Annotated in this window: 20 protein-coding genes; 4 read left to right on the top strand and 16 right to left on the bottom strand. The window is 73.6% G+C overall.

The genetic code is table 11. The features are described from left to right. Positions 1 to 167 precede the first annotated feature (167 nt). Both KBX06_RS12245 and aroC read right to left on the bottom strand, forming a co-directional pair. On the bottom strand, positions 168 to 671 hold the full coding sequence (locus KBX06_RS12245) for a shikimate kinase (RefSeq protein WP_210834599.1): 504 nt from the start codon (positions 669 to 671) through the stop codon (positions 168 to 170). A gap of 46 nt (positions 672 to 717) precedes the next feature. Continuing rightward, on the bottom strand, positions 718 to 1,896 hold the full coding sequence (gene aroC, locus KBX06_RS12240) for a chorismate synthase (RefSeq protein ID WP_210834598.1): 1,179 nt from the start codon (positions 1,894 to 1,896) through the stop codon (positions 718 to 720). A gap of 155 nt (positions 1,897 to 2,051) precedes the next feature. Between aroC and KBX06_RS12235 the strand changes: the two genes are divergently transcribed. Beyond that, on the top strand, positions 2,052 to 3,311 hold the full coding sequence (locus KBX06_RS12235; RefSeq protein ID WP_210834674.1) for a sodium:proton antiporter: 1,260 nt from the start codon (positions 2,052 to 2,054) through the stop codon (positions 3,309 to 3,311). 57 nt (positions 3,312 to 3,368) lie between these two features. On the opposite strand, the gene KBX06_RS12230 is transcribed toward KBX06_RS12235, so the two are convergent. The 11 genes from KBX06_RS12230 to KBX06_RS28360 all read right to left on the bottom strand — a co-directional run bounded on the left by KBX06_RS12230 (position 3,369) and on the right by KBX06_RS28360 (position 16,783). Continuing rightward, positions 3,369 to 4,289, bottom strand: a complete 921-nt coding sequence (locus KBX06_RS12230) for a glycosyltransferase family 2 protein (RefSeq protein ID WP_210834597.1) — start codon at positions 4,287 to 4,289, stop codon at positions 3,369 to 3,371. Further along, positions 4,286 to 4,900, bottom strand: a complete 615-nt coding sequence (locus KBX06_RS12225) for a glycosyltransferase (RefSeq protein WP_307854608.1) — start codon at positions 4,898 to 4,900, stop codon at positions 4,286 to 4,288. Before KBX06_RS12225 ends, KBX06_RS12230 begins: the two co-directional genes overlap by 4 nt. Positions 4,901 to 4,974: 74 nt before the next feature. Further along, the gene (locus tag KBX06_RS12220; protein ID WP_210834595.1) at positions 4,975 to 5,457 is read right to left on the bottom strand and encodes a UDP-N-acetylglucosamine--LPS N-acetylglucosamine transferase; all 483 of its coding nucleotides are present in this window, start codon (positions 5,455 to 5,457) and stop codon (positions 4,975 to 4,977) included. Between the two features lie 53 nt (positions 5,458 to 5,510). After that, complete coding sequence (locus KBX06_RS12215) at positions 5,511 to 6,800, bottom strand: hypothetical protein (protein WP_210834594.1); 1,290 nt, start codon at positions 6,798 to 6,800, stop codon at positions 5,511 to 5,513. Further along, entirely contained in the window at positions 6,797 to 7,699 is a 903-nt protein-coding gene (locus tag KBX06_RS12210; RefSeq protein ID WP_210834593.1) for a sulfotransferase domain-containing protein, read from the bottom strand. The genes KBX06_RS12215 and KBX06_RS12210 overlap by 4 nt, the downstream gene beginning before the upstream one ends. A gap of 8 nt (positions 7,700 to 7,707) precedes the next feature. After that, complete coding sequence (locus tag KBX06_RS12205) at positions 7,708 to 9,324, bottom strand: lipopolysaccharide biosynthesis protein (RefSeq protein ID WP_210834592.1); 1,617 nt, start codon at positions 9,322 to 9,324, stop codon at positions 7,708 to 7,710. Next, a complete protein-coding gene (locus KBX06_RS12200) occupies positions 9,321 to 10,673 on the bottom strand; it encodes an O-antigen ligase family protein (protein ID WP_210834591.1) in 1,353 nt (450 codons plus the stop codon). The genes KBX06_RS12205 and KBX06_RS12200 overlap by 4 nt, the downstream gene beginning before the upstream one ends. 3 nt (positions 10,674 to 10,676) lie before the next feature. Continuing rightward, complete coding sequence (locus KBX06_RS12195) at positions 10,677 to 12,296, bottom strand: lipopolysaccharide biosynthesis protein (protein ID WP_210834590.1); 1,620 nt, start codon at positions 12,294 to 12,296, stop codon at positions 10,677 to 10,679. Next, positions 12,289 to 12,840 carry a DapH/DapD/GlmU-related protein gene (locus tag KBX06_RS12190; RefSeq protein ID WP_210834589.1) on the bottom strand — a complete coding sequence of 184 codons (552 nt, stop codon included), beginning with the start codon at positions 12,838 to 12,840 and terminating at the stop codon, positions 12,289 to 12,291. Before KBX06_RS12190 ends, KBX06_RS12195 begins: the two co-directional genes overlap by 8 nt. Before the next feature lie 94 nt (positions 12,841 to 12,934). Further along, a complete protein-coding gene (locus tag KBX06_RS12185) occupies positions 12,935 to 14,863 on the bottom strand; it encodes a hypothetical protein (protein WP_210834672.1) in 1,929 nt (642 codons plus the stop codon). Positions 14,864 to 15,082: 219 nt separating this feature from the next. Beyond that, positions 15,083 to 16,783 carry a glycosyl hydrolase gene (locus KBX06_RS28360; RefSeq protein WP_210834588.1) on the bottom strand — a complete coding sequence of 567 codons (1,701 nt, stop codon included), beginning with the start codon at positions 16,781 to 16,783 and terminating at the stop codon, positions 15,083 to 15,085. Between the two features lie 588 nt (positions 16,784 to 17,371). Here KBX06_RS28360 and KBX06_RS12175 point away from each other — a divergent pair. The 3 genes from KBX06_RS12175 to KBX06_RS12165 are packed head-to-tail and all read left to right on the top strand — an operon-like array spanning position 17,372 to position 19,631. Continuing rightward, a complete protein-coding gene (locus tag KBX06_RS12175; protein ID WP_210834587.1) occupies positions 17,372 to 17,767 on the top strand; it encodes a GntR family transcriptional regulator in 396 nt (131 codons plus the stop codon). Then, positions 17,764 to 18,663, top strand: a complete 900-nt coding sequence (locus KBX06_RS12170) for an ABC transporter ATP-binding protein (RefSeq protein WP_210834586.1) — start codon at positions 17,764 to 17,766, stop codon at positions 18,661 to 18,663. The genes KBX06_RS12175 and KBX06_RS12170 overlap by 4 nt, the downstream gene beginning before the upstream one ends. Then, entirely contained in the window at positions 18,660 to 19,631 is a 972-nt protein-coding gene (locus KBX06_RS12165; RefSeq protein WP_210834585.1) for an ABC transporter permease subunit, read from the top strand. Before KBX06_RS12170 ends, KBX06_RS12165 begins: the two co-directional genes overlap by 4 nt. 140 nt (positions 19,632 to 19,771) lie before the next feature. Here the strand turns inward: KBX06_RS12165 and KBX06_RS12160 are convergent, their stop codons facing one another. Genes KBX06_RS12160 through ruvX form a run of 3 tightly spaced genes read right to left on the bottom strand, consistent with a single transcriptional unit; the run spans position 19,772 to position 22,262 of the window. Then, entirely contained in the window at positions 19,772 to 20,596 is an 825-nt protein-coding gene (locus tag KBX06_RS12160; RefSeq protein WP_210834584.1) for a shikimate dehydrogenase, read from the bottom strand. Then, the gene (gene mltG, locus KBX06_RS12155; protein WP_210834583.1) at positions 20,596 to 21,804 is read right to left on the bottom strand and encodes an endolytic transglycosylase MltG; all 1,209 of its coding nucleotides are present in this window, start codon (positions 21,802 to 21,804) and stop codon (positions 20,596 to 20,598) included. The genes KBX06_RS12160 and mltG overlap by 1 nt, the downstream gene beginning before the upstream one ends. Continuing rightward, positions 21,801 to 22,262, bottom strand: coding sequence for a Holliday junction resolvase RuvX (ruvX, locus tag KBX06_RS12150; protein ID WP_210834582.1), 462 nt, complete (start codon positions 22,260 to 22,262; stop codon positions 21,801 to 21,803). Before ruvX ends, mltG begins: the two co-directional genes overlap by 4 nt. Between the last annotated feature and the right edge of the window lie 8 nt (positions 22,263 to 22,270).

Below are 22,270 nucleotides of genomic sequence, written 5' to 3'. Positions count from 1 at the left end.
CACGGGGTCGCCCCTCGAAAGGATCACCCGGGCACCCGGGCCGCCCAGGCGGGCGTACGCGGCGACCTCGGCGCGCGGGGCCTCGGGGCGTACGACGGTGGACGGCCAGCCCAGCCACGCCGCATGCCGGTCCAGCCTCGCAACGGAGCGCGCGACGGTGTGGCGGCTCAGCGCTCGAGGAGCGTGGCGATCTCGGCGGCGATCTCCGCCGGGGACCGACCGTCGGTGACGACCGTGGCGGTGGCCACCTCGGCGTAGAGCGGGCGGCGCTGGTCCAGCAGGTACTTCAGCGTCGCCCGTGGGTTTATCGCCAGCAGTGGGCGGCCCGCGCCGAGCCCGACCCGCTTCACCGCGTCGGACAACTCGACGGAGAGGTACACCACCGGGCGCCCGACCAGTGCGGCGCGGTTCTCCTCGGCGAGGACCGCACCGCCGCCGAGGGCGAGCACGCCCCCGCACGAGGCCAGCGCCGCCGCCACCGCCGCCCGTTCGAGCGTACGGAAGTGGTCCTCGCCCTCGTCGATGAAGATCTCGGGGATGGGCTTGCCGGCCAGCCGCACGATGTCGAGGTCGGTGTCGCGGAACTCCACACCGAGCAGCTCCGCCAACGCCAGCCCGACCGTGGTCTTGCCGGAGCCGGGCGCCCCGACCAGCACGCAGACCGGCGCCATCAGCGGCACCCCCGGCCGGCCACGCGCCCCGCCGGCCGTCGCGCGGTCACCGGATCACCAGCGCGTCGAGGTAGCCGGCCAGGTTGCGGCGGATCTCCGCGACCGAGTCGCCGCCGAACTTCTCGGTGGCGGCCTCGGCCAGCACCAGCGCCACCATCGCCTCGGCGACGACGGCGGCGGCGGGCACGGCGCAGACGTCCGAGCGCTGGTTGATCGCGGTGGCCGGCTCGCCGGTGGTGACGTCCACCGTGGCCAGGGCCCGGTTCAGCGAGGAGATCGGCTTCATGGCGGCCTTCACCCGCAGCGGCTCGCCGGTGGTGATGCCGCCCTCCAGCCCACCGGCCCGGTCGGTGACCCGACGCACGCCGGTGGCGGTGGGGATGATCTCGTCGTGCGCCTCGGAGCCCCGGGAGCGCGCCTGCTGCCAGCCGTCGCCGATCTCCACGCCCTTGATGGCCTGGATCGACATCAGGGCGGTCGCGAGCCGGGCGTCGAGCTTGCGGTCCCACTGAACGTGGCTGCCCAGGCCCGGCGGCACCCCGTACGCCAGCACCTCGACCACGCCGCCGAGGGTGTCGGCGGCCTTCTTCGCGGCGTCGACCTCGGCGACCATCCGGGCGCTGGCCTCGGAATCGAGGCAGCGCAGCGGGTCGGCGTCGACGCGGGCGGCGTCGGCGGGCGTCGGGCGCAGGCCGGGCTTGACGGCGACCGGGCCCAGCTCCACCACGTGGGAGACGATCTCGATGCCGAGGGCCTGCCGGAGCAGCGCCTTGGCGACCGTGCCGACGGCGACCCGGGCGGCGGTCTCCCGCGCGCTGGCCCGTTCCAGGATCGGCCGGGCGTCGGTGTGGCCGTACTTCTGCATGCCGGCCAGGTCGGCGTGACCCGGTCGGGGGCGGGTCAGCGGCGCGTTGCGGGCCTGGCTGGCGAGTTCCTCCGGGTCGACGGGGTCGGCGGCCATGACGGTGCGCCACTTGGGCCACTCGGAGTTGCCGACGCGGATCGCGACCGGGCTGCCGATGCTCACCCCGTGCCGGAGCCCACCGATGATCTCGACCTCGTCCTGCTCGAACGACATCCGCGCGCCCCGGCCGTAGCCGAGCCGACGCCGGGCCAGCTCACCGGCGATCTCCCCGGTGGTCACCTCGACGCCGGCGGGTACGCCCTCCAGCATCGCGACGAGGGCGGGACCGTGCGATTCCCCTGCAGTCAACCAGCGCAACACAGCGGTCAGTCTGTCACGCCCGGTGCCCGCCGCCGTGCGGTGCCCGTCGCGTCCCGCCCTGCGGACGCGACGTCCCGGCGGGAAACCGTAGGATCAGCCGGTCCGCCGGGAAGTCTGGTCGGCAGTGACGTCGTCGACCCCGATCCCTGGGAGCCCTGGTGCTGCTCTTCGCATTCGCCGCCGCCCTGCTGCTGGCGGTCCTGCTCTCCAGCCTGGCCCACCGCACGATCCTGTCCACCGCCGTGCTCTTCCTGCTCGTCGGTTTCGTGCTGGGTCCGGAGACCACTGGCGTGCTGGACATCACCGCCGACTCGCCGATCGTGGCGACGCTGGCCGAGCTGGCCCTGTTCACCGTGCTCTTCACCGACGGCATGCGGGTGGGCTGGGCCGATCTGCGCTCGGCGTGGCGGCTGCCCGGTCGGGCGCTGGGCTGGGGCCTGCCGCTGACGCTGCTGATCACCTCGCTGCTGGCGCACTTCGTCGTCGGGCTGGACTGGCCGGAGTCGCTGCTGCTCGGGGCGGTCCTCGCACCCACGGACCCGGTGTTCGCCTCGGCGCTGGTCGGCAACGACCGGGTGCCCGGCCGGCTGCGGCACCTGCTCAACGTCGAGTCCGGGATCAACGACGGTCTGGCGCTGCCCTTCGTCATCCTGTTCCTGGCCGTCGCGGCCGGCTCGGACGACCTGCACCTGGACGAGCTGGGCCTGGAACTGCTGCTGGGGTTGGTGATCGGGGTCGGGGTGCCGTGGTTGGCGCTGCGGCTGGAGAGGACCCGCTTCTTCTCCGCCTCCACCCAGTACGAGCCGCTGAACGGCGTGGCGATCGGCCTGCTGGTGCTGGCCCTGGGCCTGGTCACCCACGCCAACCTGTTCCTCGCGGCGTTCGCCGCCGGCATCACCGTGGCCACCTTCGGCGAGCGGCAGCGGGAGAGCTTCGAGCACTTCGGCGAGCTGATCGCCGAGGTGTTCAAGCTGGCCGCGCTGTTGGTCTTCGGCGCGCTCATCTCGATCGAGTTCCTCGGCGAGATCTCCTGGCCCGGCTGGGTGTTCGCGGTGCTCGCCATCGTGGTGGCCCGCCCGGTGGCGCTGGCCGTCTCGTTCCTCGGCTCCCGGCTGAGCCGTACCGAGCAGTTCGCCGCGATGTGGTTCGGACCGAAGGGCTTCGCCTCGGTGGTCTACGGCCTGCTGGTGCTCCAGGCCGGCATTCCGGCCGGTGACGAGATCTTCCACCTGGTGGCGCTCACCATCGTGCTGTCGATCCTGGCGCACTCCTCCACCGACATCGTGATCGCCCGGATCTTCGATCCGGCCACGACCCCGGCCTGGTACGAGAGGCTGCGACAGGCCTCCGCCGATCGCCGGGGGCGTGGGCGCGACCGCCGGGTGAGCGGCGACCCCGACCCGGACCGCCGCTAGGTCCCGCGTCCGGGGCCCGGCCGGTCCTCGCCGGCCGCAGCCCCGGACGGCGCGGGCTCAGATGCCCCGGCCGCGCTTGTGCAGGGTGCGCAGCACCGCGTCGGCGCGGACCATCCGCCCGGCCACGGCGAGGGCCAGGTACGCCCTCGGCTCGCGCGGGTTGCGCCGGATGGTGTGCCGGGCCCAGCGCATCGCGCCCCGCCGGTCGCCGGACGCGGCACGGGCGAAGGCGATCTGCCCGGTGACCCTCGCCTCGCCGGCGGGCTGGGTGCCGAACTCGGGATAGCGCTCCAGCAGCCACTGCAACGCCTCGGAGATGGTGTCCCAGCGCTGCGCGAAGTAGGACCGCTTGTGCCAGCGCACCAGCACGTACGGCGTGCGCAGGTTGACCAGCGGCGCGCTGCGGGCGGCCCGCAGCAGGAACTCGTAGTCCTCCGCGTAGCTGCCCGGGATCTCCTCGTCGACCAGCCCGAACCCGTCGCGCAGCGCGGCGGCGCGGATCAGGAAGGTCGACGGGTGCAGCTCCGTCATCCGGTCGCGCAGCAGGTCGGCCAGCGTGACGGAGTCCTTCGGCAGCACCCGGTCGACGGTGTGCCCGTCGTAGCTGACCCGGATGCCGCAGCTGACGAACTCCGCCTCGGGGTGGGCGGTCAGCGCCTCGACCTGGGCCCGCAGCTTGCCGGGCAGCCACTCGTCGTCGTCGTCGCAGAACGCGACGAGGTCACCGGTGGCGGCCAGGACGCCGCTGTTGCGGGCACCGGCCAGGCCGGGAGCGCGCCCGTTGCGGATCACCCGGACCAGCCCGTCCGGGCGGGACAACTCGGCCAGCGAGGCGTCCGGCTCGGACTGGTCGTAGACCACCACCACCTCGATCGGGCCGGGGTGGTCCTGGTCGAGGATGGCGCGCACGGCGGCCCGGAGCAGCTCCGGACGGTCCCGGGTGGGCACCACCGCGCTCACGCTCGGGTTTTCGGTCATCGCCGCTCTCCGTTCCGGCCCGACCGTGCCCACGGCCGCCACCTCGTCCGCTGCCGTCGTCCGGTCGACGCGGCCACCAGGTCCTCCACGATCCGGCCCACCTGCTCGACCGCCGCGCGACGCGCCTCGGACGCGTCCGGGTCGGCCGCGACGGCGTACCGGGACGGGTCGGCGAGGCCGGCGGTGAGCGCCTCGAACAGCGCCTCGCGGGTCTCGGCGAGCGCCACCATGCCGGCCGTGCCGAGGCGGCGGGCGAACAGTTGCTGGTGGTCGTCGACGTGCTCGCCCCGGGTCGGGTCCCGGGGCACGACGATCGGCAGGTGACCGTGCCGGCGGGCCTCCAGGATGGTGGCCGGGCCGCCGTGGCAGACCACGAGGTCGGCCTCGGCCATCGCGGTCTGGAGCGCGTCGTGGCCGAGGAAGGGCACCGCCCCGGGCAGCCCGGGGGCCCGGGTGTGTCCGTGCTGGACGGTCAGCCCGACCTCCCCGGCGACGGCCGGATGCCATTGCTCGATCCAGCCGACCACCCGGTCGAACGGGTGCTTGTCGGTGCCGACGGCGACCAGCAGCCGGGCCCGGGCGAGTTCGCCGGGGTCGCGCGGGCGGGGCACGCGGCCGGCGGGCGCCGGGCGGGGCCGGCCCGGTACGACCCGGTGCGCGGGGGCGGTTCCGGTGCTCTCGGCGTTCACAGCAGGGTCCCCACGACGGTGGCCTCCGGGTACTGCCGGCGCTGCTCGTCCCACTGCACGAGCATCGCGGAGAGGAACGGCCGGCAGAGCCGGGCGGTCAGGGTCGGGGTGTCGATGCGGTCGTACACCTCGATGTAGACGGTCGGCACGCGCCGGAGCCGGGCCAGCACCACGAACGGGACGGCCACCCCGGCGCCGGTGGTCACCACGGCGGCGACCCGGCGCGAGCGCAGCACCCGCCAGGCGAGGACGGCGTTGCGCAGCAGGTTCGGCACGTTGCGGGTGGTCGGGTGGTGCGCCGGGACCAGTTCCTCGCCGGCGAGCAGCGAGAGCGCCTCGGGTGTGTCGAAGGTGACCCAGCACCGTCGCCAGCGTTCGTACCACGGGCGCAGCGCGAGCAGTTGGGCCAGGTGGCCGCCGCTGGAGCCCACCAGGAGCAGGACCCCGGGCTCGCCGGCTTCCTCGGTTGTCGTTCCCACGCGACTCCCCACAAGTTCGCTTGGACGTTCGGTGGTCGCCACGCGACAGCAGATCACACGTCCCCGGCTGGTGAAATAGGGCGACCGCTATGTCGTTTCTCGATGACGTCCAGCAGGGCGGGATGCAGCGCCGCGTTCCAGCCGGCGCCCGCGTCGGCCAGCCGCCAGGTGCGCAGCCACATCTCCAGCAGGTAGGCGTCGGCCACCAGCCGCCCGGTCGCCGGTGCGAGACCGAGTTCCGCGCCGTACCGCTCAAGGTGGGCGTCGACGGCCCGCGCCGCCGCGGCGGCCGGCTCGCCGCGCAGCACCAGGGCCCGCTGGAACGCGTCGTGCGCCAGGTCGAAGCCGAGCGGCACGTCCGGCCCGCTGTGCTCCCAGTCCCAGGCGACGAGGCGGCCGGCGTGTACGCCGAGGTTCCAGGGCACCCAGTCGCCGTGCCAGTGCCCGAACTCGACGGCCGTGCCGCCGTGCCGGTCGGTCAGGGCGGCCACGGCGGCGACCGCCCGGGCCCCGTCCGGCGTGCCGGTAGCGGCGCATTCGGCCTCGGCGGCGAGCCGGCCCAGGAATGCCGACGCCGCCAACGGGCGCGGCGGCGCCGGCGGGCGGCCCCGGCGGGCCACCGCCAGCAGCGCCGCGATCCGCGGCGGTTCGCCGGCCGACACCCCCCGCACGTCCGGCGGCAGCGGTTCGACCAGCGCGACCACCTGCCCGGCGGCGGTGGTCTCGGCCAGCAGGCGGGGCGCCGCCGGATGGTCGGGCGCCCCGGTCACCGCCGGCAGCTCGCGCAGGGCCGCCGCCTCGTTGGTCACCAGCGCCCGGGTGGCGCCGTTCCAGCCGATCTTCGCGTACCCGAGGGCGCGGCCGTCCGGGGCGAACAGTTGCAGGGTGGGCTTGTGGTTCGGGTCCGGCGGGCGGACCCCGCAGGCCGCGAGCACCGACGGCACGCCGAGTGCGGCACCCAGCCGCCCGGCCAGCAGCGCCTCGTCGGCCGCGACCGGATCGGGCAGCGACACCGTCAGCCGGGGGAACGGGGCCAGGTCCACCGCGCCGACGCGCGCCAGCACGCCGAGCGCGGCCCGCACCGCCCGCACCTTCGGCGGGCGCAGCGCGTTGTACGCCAGCAGCGAGGCGGCCGTGGCCCGGGGCGCGCCGAGCGGCAGCAGGAACCGGGCCCGGTCGAGCGACGGGACGACCGCGTACCGGGCGACGGCGCGGTGTCCCGGCGGCGGCGGGGCGCCCACGGTCAGGGCGACCCGCTCGTCGCCGAACACCGCCCGGGTGACCCAGCCGAGCCCGTCGGTACGCGACCGGGGGTCGGTGGCGGCGGTGGTCCGCGCCGTCACGGGGCGCGGTCCGGCCAGTCGAGCGCCAGCCCCAGCCGCTGCCGCAACGCGTCGTTGTACGGGCGGTAGTACTCGGTCAGCTCGGCGCGCACGGCCGGCTCCAACGGCGCCGAGCGGCGGTCGTTGTAGACCTTGAAGTCGGGCAAATCGTGCGGGGGCAGGCCGAGGAAGTCCAGCGTGCGCCGGTAGGTCGACCGGGCGTCGCGGTAGAGGTCCTCGCTGGGCAGGAAGAGGATCTGCTCCCGGTCGAAGCGCTCCAGCCACGGCTCCAGATGCTCCAGGTAGCGTCCCCGGGCCCGGTAGGTGTACCAGTCGTACGGCTCGCTGAAGTACTCCGGCTCGGCGACCAGCCGTTCCCGCTCCCCCGCCGTGCGTTCCTCCTCGGCGGCCAGCGCGGCGGCGAAGTCGAGCGGCTCGATGCCGTGCGTGCGCCGCTCCTTCCAGTGCGAGTACGCCCGCTCCACCGGGTCGCGCAGCAGCACGATCAGCCGCACCGACGGCATCAGCGCGGCGACCCGCTGCGCCGCCAGGGGGTGGAACATGTACAGCGGCGCCGCCTCGCCGACCCGCACCGGCCCGTTGTGCCGCTTCTCCAGAGCCTCCCGGTGGCGCTGGGTCGGGAAGTGCGAGCGGTACCAGGCCTCGCCGCGCCCCCAGTGCTCCTCGAAGTAGTGCGAGGACTTCGTGTTCCAGGCCGGGAAGAGCCGGGGCACCAGCGGGTGCTGAATGAGGTAGTTCCACAGCGAGGTGGTGCCGCCCCGCTTGGTGCCGATGATGAGGAAGTCCGGCAGCGGTCGCCGGTCGCTGGTCCGTACCCCGTAGTCGACGAGTGACTCCCGCACCCGCTCCGTCACCTGGGTCGGTACGAGCTGCTTCACCCGGTCTCGGATGGACGGCACGACGAACCTCACCTGCCCTTCGTTTCCTCCGGGACGGGCCCGGTGGCGGCCGGGGCCGCCTCCTGCCGCCCACGGACCTGCACCATGGTCACCCGGATGCGGCGTCGCACCCGGGGCAACGTCAACAAGCCGACGCAGCCGGCGGCCAGCACGCCCAGGGCCACGGCCAGGCCGCCGATCCCCCGGCCGGCGACGAGCACCCCGACCGCCGCCGCGGCCCCGACCCCGGCGACGGTGGCCGCCGCGGCCCGCAGCATCGCCGCGTCGACCAGCGGCTGGCCGACCACGACCCGGGCGCAACCGACCGCCGTGAGGTTCTCGGTGGCGATGCCGAGCGCCCAGGCCAGCGCCGCGCCGGTCGCACCGTGCGCCGGGATCAGCCACAGGCCGAGGGAGACGGTGACCAGCAGCCCGGCCAGCGTCGCGGCCAGGTGCAGCCCGCTGCGCCCGCCCATCAGCAGCAGGCTCTGCACGTTGCCCACCCCGGTGTTGACCAGCATCGCCAGCGCGAGCACGGTCATCGCGGGGACGCCGGCGGTGAACTCGGGCCCGAAGAGCTGCAGGAAGGCCGACCCGAAGACGGCGAGCAGCAGGTAGACCGGCCAGGACAGCACCAGCCCCCAGGTGGTCAACTGCCGGTGCACGGCTGCCGCCGCGGCCCGGTCACCCCGCCCGAGCAGGCGCGACAGCTGCGGCGACACCGCCACCCGGAGCCCCTGCATGGCCAACTGGCCGGCGAGGATGTAGCGTCCCACCGCGCCGAAGACGCCGGCGTCGGCCGGCCCGGCGAGCACCGACGTGAGCAGCACGCCCACCCACATGTTGCCGGCGTCGATGGCCGCCGACGCCGCCCGGGGCAGCGCGAAGCGCCAGAACGCCGACCAGTCGCCCGGCGCGGGCCGCAGCGCCGCGCCCCGACCGACGCCGAGCGGGCCGGCCACCAGCGGCAGGCAGGCCAGCAGGGCCAGCGCCGCCGGCACCAGCCAGCCGGTCATGCCGGCCAGCAGGCCCCCGCCGGCCAGGATCGTCGCACCGACCAGCACGGGCCGGGCCACCGGCAGCAGGAAGAACTGCACCCCGACGTACGCCCGGATCGGGCGTACGCAGCGCAGCGCGGCGAGCAGCAGCGTCATCGCCACCACCACCGGCACCGCGGCGAAGCTGACCGTCAGCAGGGCCGCGCCGTCGACGTCGGAGCCGCCCACCAGTCGCGGGGCGAGCGCGTCGGCGGCGAGCACCCCGCCCACGGCGACGGCGACCGCCACCAGCAGCGGCGGGACCAGCGCCACCGGGAACACCCGGGCGGCGTCGCCCCGCGTGCCGAGCCGCCGGCGCGGCAGCGCCCACATCAGCCCGGTCTCCGCGCCGAGGGTGCACACGGCGGTGGCGACGGTGACCACCCCGATCGCGGCGAAGAACGCCCCGGAGCCGACCGTGCCGTAGCCGCGGGTGATGACGACCGCGAGCAGGAAGCCGAAGAGCCCGCTGGTGGCCGCGCCGACCAACCCGGCGACGCCGCTGCGGGCGCTGCGCCGGGTCTCCGTGTCGTCGGCGGGCGGCGCTCCGCCCGGGCCCGGAGCGGCGGGCGCGTGGGGGCCGGACGGCGGGCGGGTGGCGGCGGTCATGCGGGCACCGCTTCCGGGCGCAGGGGCCGGGGGCGGTGGAGCCGGGCGTTGGTCTCCCGTTCGGTGAGCGCCATCGCGAAGGCGACCGCGAAGAAGGCGACCGCGAGGTTCTGGTTGGCCATGCCGTAGAAGGGGATCTGCACCAGGCAGACGACCGGTACCACGGCCAGCCACTGCCCGGCGGCGGACGTGGCCCGGGCGCAGATCAGCGCGGCGACCACGAACCAGGCGAGGAAGCACAGCAGCGCGGGGACGCCGTGGCTGAACAGCACCATCCACAGCTGCCCCTGGGTGCCGATCGGCGCCTGGGCGCTGACGGTGTCGACGTTCACCGGCGCGCCGTAGCCGAGCCAGGGCGACTCCCGTACCCGCCGGATCACCTCCAGGTAGAGCGAGAGCCGGTCGGTGTTGGTGTCGCTGGCCTCGACCCGGTTGCCGATGAGCTGGGTGACCGGGATGACCAGGGTGGTGAGACCGCCGATGACCACCACCCCGACGATCGACGCGGCCACCCGGACGTTGCCGCGCAGGGCGGCCCGGACGCCGAGCACCGCCAGCCCGGTGCCGAGGCTGAGGAACATCGCCCGGTTGAGCGTGAGGAAGGCCGGCGCCAGCGACAGCGGCAGCGACGCCAGCAGCGCCCAGCGCAGCACCCCGCGCCGGCGCAGCATGGTGAAGGCCACCACGCAGGGCAGCGTCATCGCGTACGCGCTGCCGTAGTTGTTGGTGTAGGCGAACGGCGCGGCCGGCCGGTAGATCGGGTTCAACGACCGGGCGCTGTATTCCGCGGTGGTGAGGTGGACCATGTCCTGGATGAAGGGGGTGCCGGCCACCCCGCCCGGCAGCAGCACCTCCACCGGGGTGGTCAACTCGAACCGGGGCGCCAGCACGCCCAGCCAGCCCAGCGTGACCAGCGCGAACCAGAAGGCGCAGAGCGGAACGAGCACCGCGGCCTGGTCCGGGCGCTCCCGGGCGACCGCGTAGACGTAGACGCCGACCACGAGCGCGGTGAGGTAGAAGGCGAGTCGCAGGGCGAACGTCAGCAGCGAGGCCGGCGTCTGCAACTGGGTGGCGCTGACGACCACCACGGCCAGGAACAGCAGCCAGATCCCGGCGGCCGGGGGCAGCGGCACCCGGCCCCGGATGACCAGCAGCGCGAACAGCAACGCCCCGAGCAGAGGCCACCCGAGGTAGAACGCGCCGGCCAGCCACCACACGGGCACCATGCCGAACATCAACGCCAGCGGCCAGAGCGGCAGCCGCGGCGGGGCCGGCGGCAGCGGCAGCGGCGCGGGACCGCCCGGGTCACCGGCCGGTTCGGTCGTAGCCGGGGCGCGGGTGACCGGCACGGATCAGCCCCGGCCGCTGCGCGTCAACACGAAGCCCAGCGGGGTGACCCCGGCCGCCCGCAGTCGCTCCACGAGCCGGCGCAGGTCGCCCTGCCGGGTGCGGTCCTGTTCGACCACCACGACCGCGGTGCCCTGCCGGGCGACGGCGACCCCACGCTCGTCGGACTCGGCCGGCGGCGCGTTGAACAGCACCAGGCTGTGGTCGGCGCCCTGCCGCCAGGTGCCGAACCGGACGCTGCCCGCGCCCACGGAGACCGGGTCGTTGCTGGACACCTTGCCGTTTCCACCGGTCGCCGTCGAGGTGACCCGGGGCAGGGTCAGCGTGGCGTCCGGGTCGGTGGACGGGCGGGCGCCGATCGGGTGCGGCGACGGGCGGCGGGCCGCGGCCGGCTCCGTCTTGCCGTCGCTGTTGCTCTCCGTCGTCGAGCCGGCCGGCCGGGGCTTCGGCACGAGCGGGCGGGACGGATCCGCCGCGGCGGGCAGCCGTTCCCGGTCGCCGAGCACGGTGGTGCGCAGTCGCTCGGCGCGTCCGCTGTCGTCGGCGACGAAGACCTCCCGGCCGACGGCCGCCAGCGCCACCGCCAGGCCGGCGGTGATTGCCGTGGGGTCCTCCTCCCGGGCGGTCAGCAACGACACCCGGGCGGGTTGGCGCACCCGCTCGGCGATGGCCATCGCCACGTACCGGATGTCGGCGTCGACCGCCTCCCGGCCGCCGCGCCACCGGCGGCTGCGCACCGTGCCGAGCAGCGGCAGCCCGGTGGCGTCCCGGCCGTCGTCGACCGACCGGATCCGCCGGTCCATCGACTCCCAGGCGTACGCCAGCACCACGCCGAGCAGCGTCCCGCCGAGCAGGCCGGCGAGCAGGTAGAGCGGGCGGTTGCCGGCGGAGGAGGCCAGGGCCCGCTCGGCGGTCTGGGTGACCCAGCCGGGGTTGACGTCGACGGCGGCGATCTCGGTTCGCGCGGCGTTGAGCTGGGTGAGCTGGTTGTTGATCCCGGTGAGCTCGGTCACCGCGGCGTCGACGGCGCCCTGCCGGACGCTGTTGACCCGCTTCTGGAGGGCGGCCTGCTGGGCGGCGACCTTGGCGATGCTCTCGTCGTACGAGCGCAGCATCTCCTCGCGCTGCTTCTCGTACATCGTCCGGCGCACGTCGAGGTAGGCCTCAGCGGCGAGGTTGACGCCCTCGACGGCCTGCTCGGCGCTGGGGGCCTGGTAGACGAAGCGCAGGATCTGCCCGCCGGTGGGCACCTCGACCTCGAGGGCGTCGCGCACCTCGCGCGGGTCCAGCCCGCCCGCGTCGGCCAGCCGCTGCACCACGTCGGTGCCCGTGGCGATGCCGCTCTCCACGTTCATGTTCACCGCCCGGTCGGCGGCGGCGCCGCTGGGCGTGAACGCGTCGGTGACGACGGGGCGGACCGCCACGACCGCGCTGGCGGTGACGGCGGCGGGGACGAGCACCACGTAGCCGATCGCGGCGAGCAGGCCGACGGCGGCGACGGCCCCGACGAGGCGGACGCGGTGCAGCGGAACACGGAGCAGGTCGGTCAGCGTGACCGTACGGCCCGGTGTGCCGCCACCGGCGGGGACGTCCGTGGGCCAGGAAGCGGGGGAAGCGTCAGTCATGGAACTTCTTCACCGTCTGTTGTGGATTTCCGGCGACCACGACCCGCGGCGGCACGTCCGTACGGACCACCGTGGCGGCACCCACGACACTGTCCCGGCCGATCCGCACGCCCTTCATCACCAGGGCGTGCGCCCCGACCCACACGTTGTCCTCGATCGTGATCGGGGCGCGGGTGGCCGCGACGGGCGGGTCGTGCCGCTGCTCGGGAGGCAGGTTGTGGAAGTCGTTGTCCAGCAGCTCGCAGTCCGAGAGCAGGCACCGGTCGCCGATCGTGACCGACGTCCAGGTGCCGATCCAGGTGGCGTTCAACAGGCAGTCGGCGCCGACCCGCACCTCGCCGGGACCGGCGAAGCGGACCAGCTTGTTGATCCGCGTGCGGTCACCGATGCTCACCCGTACGCCCCGGCGCAACCGGATCCGGCCGCGGATCTCCACGCCCCGACCCAGCGTCAGCCGGGGATAGCGCAGCGTGTACCAGCCGCGCTTGACCGCGAAGACGACCCGCACCGCGAGCCCTCTGCGGTTGCCACCGGCGCCGACCAACGACCCTCCCCACGTCGTGCGGGCCGGCGACGGCTGATCCGTCGCCGGCCCAACGTGAACAATCTACCGATGTTCCGTTACGAACAGTCGACCGTCACTGCACGGAGAAGAAGGTCGACGGCGTCGACCACGTCACACCGGCGGTCGCCGGGACCACCGTCGCCGTCGTTCCGTCGACCGCCGGGGCGGCCGTCGGGTCGAACGGCACGCTGCGCAGCGTTCCGTCGATGGCACCGTACACGATCCGGCCGGCGACCCAGGCCATGCCCCGCACGGTCGACCAGGTCACCCCGGTGGTGGGCAGCGCGAACTCGGTGGCACCGAGGTAGTTGCCGTCGATCTCGAAGTAGCGGTAGTAGAGGCCGCCGGCACCCGTGCGGGTGTAGTAGAGGCGACCGTCGAGATAGAAGGCGCCGGTCATCAGGGCCGGGTTGAACCAGTCGTTGTAGCCGGACGCCTCCCACGGCGCGCCGATCGCGCCGCCGTTGAACAACGAGATGTCGATCCGGCTGCCGGTGAGGGTGCCGGCGACGGCGTGCGACCAGTAGATCCGGTCGTCCACCCGCCAGGTCGCGCCGGCCGCCGTGTAGTTGGGCTGGCTGACCGGGGTCGGGGTGCCCAGGCTGGCGCCGTCGAACGGCACCTTGGCCAACTCGCCCGCGCCGGTGCCGACGTAGAGGTTGCCTTCGGTGGCGGTCGGCGCGTTCTTCGGGGTGATGGTGCGCCCGCCGGTCAGCGGGAACATGCCGAGCCGGCCGTGGTACTCGTTGCCCATGCCGTCGGAGTTGTGACCGAAGTAGAGGCCGTCGCTGCCGCGCCAGAGCACCGGCACCGACGAGCCCCAGTTGCTGGTGCCGGCCGGCATCGACGCGCTGCCGCTGCGGCGGGGGTTCCAGTTGACCGGCATGCCGGTGGCGGGGGTGACGGCGGCGATGCCGAGCCGGTCGATCGCACCGTTGCCGGCGCGGTCGCTGGCGTTGGGGTTGTTCAGCCAGCGGAAGTGCCCGCCGAGGTAGATGACGTTGTCGGCGACCTCGACGGAGGTGATGGTGTCGTTGCCGGTGTAGTCGACCCAGGTGCCGAGCTGTCCGGTGCCCCGGGCCGCGGTCTCGAAGCGCACCAGCGCGTCGCAGTACGCGGTTGGCCAGCCCGAGCCGCCGTTGGTGCCGACGACGAACCAGCTGCCGTCGCCGCCGAACTTGACGTCCTGCACGTAGTGCACGAAGGTCGCCGGCGACGCGCACGGCGGCACGAACTTCTCCGTGCTCCAGTCCAGCACCGTCGGCGTGCCCGAGAGGTCGACCAGCGCCATCTGGTTGCGCGGCAGGTCGTTGACGAGGGTGAAGTTGCCGCCGACGGCCAGGGTGCCGCCGTCCGGGGAGACGTCGATCGTCCACACGTACGACGTGGTGCCGTGGCGCCCGACCGTCGCGTCGACGGTGAAGGTCGGATCGATCGCGCCGGTCGTGGCGTCGAGCCGGCCGAGGCCGGCGTGCGCGGTGCCGTTGAGCCAGTTGAACGCACCGGCCACGTAGAGCCAGTTGCCGTGCAGCGCCAGGTCGCGCACCGTGCCGCCGTCGGAGCGGCCGACCCAGCTGTCGACGGTCTCGCCGGTGGCGGGATCTAGCGCCACCAGGTTCTTGCGGGAGACGCCGTTGACGTTCTTGAAGGTGCCGCCGACGATCAGCGTGCCGCCGGGCCCGGCGACGAGGGTGTTGACGGCGCCGTCCAGCACCGGCAGGAAGCTGGTGGAGATGGTGCCGGTGGCCCGGTCGTACGCGAAGAGGTAACGCTGGGTGGTCCACGCCGCGCTGGCGGTCTGCCGGATCTGGGTGAAGCTGCCGCCGACGAACACCGTGGAGCCGACCTGCGCGAAGGCGCGGGTCTCGCCGTCCCTGGCGTGCGGTGTGGTGTCGGCCGGGTTGGCCGAGACCAGGGTCGCCGGTTCGGGAGCCGGCACCAGGGCGGCGGAGGTCCCGGTGGGGACGGCCAGCACGGCGGCGGCGGTCACGAGCGCGACCACCCCCGCCCGGGTGCGGAGTCCGGCGGATCGCCGAGAGAGCGGGATGTCGGGCACGCTACGCCTCCATGTCGGGAGAGAACCCGCGTAGCGTGCCTGGTCGACCGCGGCCGGCGATATCCGCCGATTGGGCGGTCAGTGCATCGGCAACATGACACCGCACACAGCAAGTCGGATGTCCGACTCAGCGCTCACGGTGCGTCAGATTGTGAACGTCGTGTGTCAGCGGGCGCCCCCGGTGGGCTGCCGCAGATAGCTGTCGCGCCCGGCGCGGGCGAAGCCCGCCACCGACGACGCGTCGTGGTTCATGGTCATGTCGCAGGTGCTGGACTTGCGGGTCATCCCCGGGGAGTTGAAGTAGATCGCCGCCTTGATCTTCGGGTGCGCCTTCAGCGCCGCCGGGAACTCCTCGAACCAGCGCCGCTTCGCGTCCGGGTCGGCCGCGTCGAAGTTGGTGCCGAACTCCGCGAGCATCCGCGGCTTGCCGACCCCGAGACGGTGCTCGTCCAGCCAGCGGTAGAAGCCGCCGATGGTGGTGGCCGGGCTCTTCCAGACCTTGCTGCCGTTGCAGACGTGGAAGTTGTACGGGTCGTAGCCGACCCAGTCGACGTACCGGTCGCCGGGATAGAGGTCGGCGTAGCGGTCGTAGTGCCCCGACCAGCCCATCATCGTCCACACCCACACCGCGTTGTCGGCGCCCGCCTTGGCGAACCGGTCGTGCACGTGCCGCCAGGCGCGGACGAAGTCGGCGTCGCCGCCCTTGGCCGGCTCGTCCTCCGGCTCGTGGTCGAAGCCCATGAACACCGGTACGCCGGTGTCGCGGATCCGGCCGGCGACCGCGTCGATGGTGGCGTCGTGCCGCCCGCTGTAGACGTCCTGCCAGGTCAGCACCGTGCCGGAGGAGAAGATCCGCGACTCCCAGGCGAAGAACATGAGCCGTCCCTCGCGCATCTGCTGCCGCTGGTAGGAGTCCGGGAAGGCGCCGTTGCTGCCGGCGTTGGAGAAGTCGTGGTAGCGGTGCACGATGTCGAACTTCCGCCCGACCTGCGCCTCCACCTCGGCGACCGCCGCGCCGTGGTCCCAGCCGTCACCGGCGCTGGACGGGGAGTACATCCCCCACCAGGCGCCGCAGGAGGGCACCAGCCTGCTCGACACCTCGCCGCACCGGTCCGTCCCGCCCGACGGGCTCGGCGACGGTCTCGGGCTGGCGCGGGTGGGGCTGGCGCTGGGCGTGGGCCGCGGCGCGGGGCTCGGCGCGACCGTCCGGCTCGGCGACGGCGCGGCGCTGGTCACCACCGGGGTGGGCCGGGTGCCGACGTCGTAGCGGATCTCCAGGCGGGGGCGCAGGTCGGGGTTGCGGTTCTCCGTGGACGCCCAGTAGATCCTGGTCTCCAGGCCCGTCTGCGCCAGCGAGACCGTCCAGGTGCCGTTGCCCTTCACCAGGGCCGAGACGTCCCACTCGTTGAAGCCCTTCGCCACGCCGGAGACGGTGTCCAGCACCGCTCCCGGCAGCGCCGGCGTCGGCCGGGCCGCGCGGGCGTCCACCACGCTGGAGTGCGCGGTCACCGTCGCCGGGAACTCCTGCCACGCGTGCACCCGCAGCGTGGCCCGCACGTTGACCGCCGTCGCCGGCAGGGTGGTCACGGCGAACTGGACGACGGCCTCCCGGCCGCCCCGGGGGTTGCCGTCGCAGCGGGTCGCGCAGGTCGCCAGCGTCGTCTTCGCCCCGTTGTCGCCGTCCTGCGGCACCATCGTCGCCGTGGTGTCGGCGGTCGCCCGGATCGACAGGTCGTCGGCGGCCAGCAGCGGCATCGTGGTGGCCACGATGCCGGCCACCACCGTGGCGCCGGCCACGCCGAGGACGACGGCCTTGCGTCGCGGGCCGGGGTGCCGGGTGAGGCGGTGCAGTCCGTGCCGAGCCAAGGTGAACTCCCTGTGTGTCGGGCGGTGACGGTCAGCAGCGTAACCACGGCCACGGCGTGACGTGGGGACGACAGCCGGACCTAAGCGCGTCTTAACCGTCGTCTAAGGATGCCCTGGACGGGCCACAGGGGACACATCCGCACCACGTCGAACGCGACAGCCTCGGCACCCCACCGGGCCTGCGGGTCGGCAGCACACCGACGATGCCCACGTCCTCGACGGTCTCGGCTCCGTCGTCAAGGCCGACGGCACCCTCGCCCAAAGCCGCACCTCCGACCCCTGACGGCAACACCCGACCGCCAGCGAAACCGGCCTGGGCCAGACCGACATCGTCCGCTACGCAGGTTCGTCCCGTCACGTCACCGGGGCCGGCCATACCGGTCCGTGCCCCAGCCGCGGTCCACGCGGTCAGCCGCCTCATCGCGTACCTCGCCGGACCGTTGTCACTGTCGCCGCCGCGCCCCGACCGCCGGCGGTCGGGGCAGGCGTACGCCCGGATCCGGCGCCGCGGTCGTGCGGGCGCGTCGGCTCTCTTGACCGCCAGCCCGCTCCTTTACTATGGTACTAGGAAAGCAGCAAGGAGCTACCGTGTTCGTCTTCCGGCTCGACACCCACTCCGGCGTGCCGCCGTACCTGCAACTCGTCCAGCAGGTCCGCCAGGCGGTGCTGTTGGGCTTTCTCCAACCCGGTGACCGCCTCCCGCTCATCCGCGAGGTGGTCGAGGACCTGGCGATCAATCCGAACACCGTCGCCAAGGCGTACCGGCAGATGGAGCAGGAGAACCTGGTCACCGGCCGGCCCGGCCAGGGCACGTTCGTCAACGAACAGCAGTCGGCCGCGATGTCGCCGTCGACGTACACGTCGCTGCGCCGCGGCCTGACGACCTGGCTGCGCCGCGCCTACGCGGCCGGCCTCGACGAGCAGGCGGTGGACGCGCTCTTCACCTCCGTCCACCAGCAGACGAGGAATGAGGAAGTGGCGTGACAGCGACCGAGTTCGCGCTGCGCACCGACGGGCTGGGCAAGCGGTACCGGAAGGGCTGGGCGCTGCGCGACTGCACCCTGGCCCTGCCGGCGGGCGGCGTGATCGCCCTGGTCGGGCCGAACGGCGCGGGCAAGACCACGCTGCTGCGCATGGTCGTCGGGTTGCTGGCACCGAGCACCGGCACGGTGGAGGTCCTCGGCCACGACGTCACCGCCAGCACCCCGCAAACTCTGTCCCGGGTCGGGTTCCTGGCCCAGGACCACCCGCTGTACAAGCGCTTCACCGTCGCCGAGATGCTCCGCTTCGGTCGGGCCTGCAACCTGCGGTTCGACCAGGGGCTGGCCGAGCGCCGGCTGGCGAAGCTGGGCATCCCGCTCGACCGCAGGGCCGGTACGCTCTCCGGCGGGCAGCAGGCCCAGGTCGCGTTGGCTCTGGCCCTGGCGAAGCGGCCGGACCTGCTCGTCCTCGACGAGCCGGTGGCCAGCCTCGACCCGCTGGCCCGGCACGAGTTCCTCCAGGTCCTCATGGGCGCGGTGGCCGAGGGCGGGGTGACCGTCCTGTTCTCCTCCCACGTCGTGCACGAGCTGGAGCGCGTCTGCGACCACCTGGTCGTGCTCAACCGCGGCCGGGTCACGCTCACCGGTGACATCGACACCCTCCTCGCCGAGCACCGGCTGCTCGTCGGCCCGCGCACGGCCACCGACCCCGACCGGGCCGGCGCCGTCGTGGCGGCCGTCCACAGCGACCGGCACACGACCCTGCTGGTACGCGACGGCGCGCTCCCGGCCGCGCCCGGGTGGCAGGCCCGGCCGGTCGCGCTGGAGGACCTGGTGCTGGCGTACCTGCGCCGGCCCTCCGAGCCGAGCACCGCGGTCACGTCGGGGGTGGCGGCGTGACGTGGTTGATCTGGCGCCAGCACCGGACCGAGGTCTGCGTCCTGGGTCTGCTTGTCGGCATTTTCGGCATCGCCCTGCTCGTGCTCGGGACGCAGGCCCACGACCTGTTCCCCGGCGGTCCCGCCAGGTGTGCGGGCGAGGCCGGTGTCAACGAGGCCTGCGCGGCCTCCTTCCGCCGGCTCGACGAGCAGTACGGGTACGTCGAGAACCTCCTGGCGGCCTTCTATCTGGTCCCCGTCGTCATCGGTGCGTTCCTCGGTGCGCCGCTGCTCGCGCGCGAACTGGAGGACGGCACCTGGCAGCTCGCCTGGACCCAGGCCGTGCCGCGGATGCGCTGGCTGGCCGCCAAGCTCGCCGCGCTGGCCGGCGTCACCGTCGCGCTCACCGGGACGTTCACCGCGGTGCTCACCTGGTTCCGTCAGCCATTCGACGCGTGGGAAGGGCGGTTCCAGTACGACGCCTTCGACGTGCAGGGACTTGTTCCGGTGGCGTACGCGCTGTTCGCGTTCGGCGTCGCCACCGCCGCCGGGGCGATCCTGCGGCGCAGCCTGCCCGCGTTCGGCGTCGCGTTCGGGGCGTTCCTCGCCGCCCGGATGCCGGTGGCGCTGTTGGCCCGTCCCGCGTACGCCACCCCGCTCACCACCACGGAGCCGGTCGCCGTCGGCGGCTCGACGGACCAGGCGGGGCCCGTGCCCAGCTTCGCTGACTGGACGATCGAACACGGCTACGCAGACGCCACCGGGCGCAGGCTGAGCTCGACCGAGTACCACGAGCTGGAGGACGCCGCCAACCGGGCCGGCACCAACCTCAACCAGTTCCTGCACGCGCGGGACATCCAGCAGTTCGGGGTCTACCACCCGGCCGACCGGTTCTGGACGTTCCAGCTCATCGAGGCGGCCCTGTTCGTCGCCGTCGCGGCGGTCCTGATCGGTGTGGTGGTGTGGCGGGTACGGCGCCGCATGATCTAGCTTGATCTGACCTACGGTGAGCGTGTGGGTCCCCGGCCTGTCATGCCAACAGCCCCTGGTGACGCGGCACCACGACGCTGAACCGCACGGCCTCTCCCCGTCGCGGAGTCATCGGTGGCTGTGGTTCGTTCGACCGACCGTCAGCTCGCGCGGGCGGCGGCGAGCGCGGCGGCCATCGCCGCGCGGGGCGCCGTGACGCCCGTGAAGTGCTCGAACTGGCCCACCGCCTGGGCCAGGAGCAGGTCGAGCCCGGAGACGATCCGACAGCCGGCCGCCTCCGCCGACGCGGCCAGCGGCGTCGGCCACGGGTCGTAGAGCGCGTCGAAGAGCACCGTCGCCGGCCGCCAGGCCACCGCGTCGGCGAGCGGATCCGCCCCGCCCTTCGGCACGGTGGAGACCACCAGGTCGGCGCGGCACCGGTCGGCGGCGTCGGCCCAGGGCGCACCCGTCATCGGCACGCCGACCGCGCGGGCCACCGGGCGCAGCTCGTCGACCGCCGCCGGGCGGCGGGCCACCACGGTCACCGCGCCGGCACCGAGCCGCCCCGCCGCCGCCACCGCCGCGCGGGCGGTGCCGCCCGCGCCCAGCACGGTCACCGTCGCGCCCGGGCGCACCCCGGCGTCGGTGAGCACCTCGACCATGCCGACCACGTCAGTGTTGTCGGCGTACCAGGAGCCGTCCGGTCGGCGTACCAGCGTGTTGGCGGCGCCGACGGCGGCGGCGACCGGCGAGACCTCGGCGGCCACCGCGAGCGCCGCTTCCTTGCCGGGCATGGTCACCGACAGCCCGGCCCACTCCGCGCCCAGGCCGGCGACCACGTCCGGCAGCTCCGCCGCCGCGCACTCGATCCGGGTGTACGACCACCCGGTCAGCCCGGCCGCCGCGTAGCCGGCGTTGTGGATCACCGGCGAGAGGGAGTGCGCGATCGGCGTGCCGAGCACCCCCGCCCGGCGTGCGGCCGTCATCAGATGATCCCGGCCTCCTTGGCCTTGGCCTCGTTCTTCAGGTGTTCCTCGTAGGTCTCGGCGAACTCGGAGTGCCCTTCCTTGTCGATCGCCACGAAGAAGAGCCACTTGCCGGGCGGCGGGTCCATCGCGCCCTCCATGGCCTGCTTGCCCGGGTTGTTGATCGGGGTGGGCACCAGGCCCTTCAGCTTTCGGTTGTACGGGTTCTTCGGGTTGTCCAGGTCGGCGGCCGTCATCTGCCCGGAGGTCTTGGTCTTCTGCCCGGTCAGCTCCAGGTAGTAGTTGACCGTGACGTCCATCTCCAGGCAGTTGCACGGGAAGTCGCCGAACACCCGGTTGTACGCCACCCGGGCGACCTTGCCCAGGTCGTCCTTGTTCCCCGCCTCGGCCTGCGCCAGCGACGCGACGATCAGCGCCTCGTACGGGCTGATGCCGCCGCGCTCCTTCTGCACCCGGTCGGCGAACTGCATCTCCTGGGTCACGCTGAGGAAGTTCTCGACCATCAGCTCGATGATGCTCTCGGCGGTCGCCTTCGGCGGGATCTCGTAGGTGTCCGGGTAGAGGAAGCCCTCGATCGACGGTTTGACCTTCTTGCCGTCGGTGCGCTTGAACCACCAGTCCGGCACGCCCCGCGCGATCGGGTCCTTGGCCGCCGCCTCGAAGTCCGTCACCGGGATCTTGGTCTCCGCGGAGAGCAGCTTGTAGACGTTCTTCGCCGTCCGGCCCTCCGGGATGGTGACCCCGTTGACGACCCGGTTCTTCAGGTCGAGCATCGCCGTGACGGCATTCTCGCCGCTCATCTGCTTGCGCAGCTTGTAGGTGCCAGGCTGGATGTTCTTGCTGCGGGCGTTGTCCTCGGCCGCCTCGATGAACGCCTTGGCGCTCTTCACCACGTCGGCGGCGACCAGCGCGTTGGCCATGTCGGCGAGCAGCGCGCCCTGCTTGATCTCGACGGTCACCTCGCCGGTGCCCGCGCCGTCGTAGTCGGGGGTCGTGAAGTAGCTCTGGACGCGGTCGAAGCCGTAGAAGGCGCCGCCGCCGATCGTGCCCAGCAGAACGAAGGCGAGCAGCAGGGCAAGGGCCGTCTTGCCCCGGCCGCCACCGCCACCGCCGGAGCCGCCCTTGCGCTTGCGCACCGCGCCGCGCCGGTGCTTGCCCTTCTCACCCCGGTCCTGCTCGTCGAACCCGAGGTCAAGATCGTCCATCATCGCGTCCGCCTCCGCTGCGCGTCCAGCCAGCTCTGCAGAATCTCCACCGCGGCAGCCTGGTCGACCACCGCACGTTGCCGTTTCCCTCGGACACCACGCTCGGCAAGCCTACGAGACGCCACGACCGTGGACATCCTCTCGTCGGTGAGCGCCACCGGAACGGGCGCTATTACATCAGCCAGTCGGTCAGCGTACGCCTTCACGTGTACGGCGGCCGGACCGTGCTTGCCGGCGAGATTGACCGGTAGGCCGACGACGACCTCCACCGCCTCGTGCTCGGCCACCAGCGCCCGGAGCGCGGCGACGTCGGCCGGCACCGCGTCCGCAGCCGCGGCGAGGTCGCGGGCGAGGGTCACCAGCGGGGTCGCCAGCACGCCGTGCGGGTCCGAGCGGGACACCCCCACCCGGACCTGCCCGACGTCCACCCCGAGCCGGACACCCCGGGACAACTCGCTCACGATCGGTG

Source organism: Micromonospora sp. C31 (assembly GCF_018070575.1).
In the GTDB taxonomy this organism is placed as follows: Bacteria; Actinomycetota; Actinomycetes; order Mycobacteriales; family Micromonosporaceae; genus Micromonospora.
Note: the sequence above shows the minus strand (reverse complement) of the source record. Positions and strands in the feature narration are given on the sequence as shown.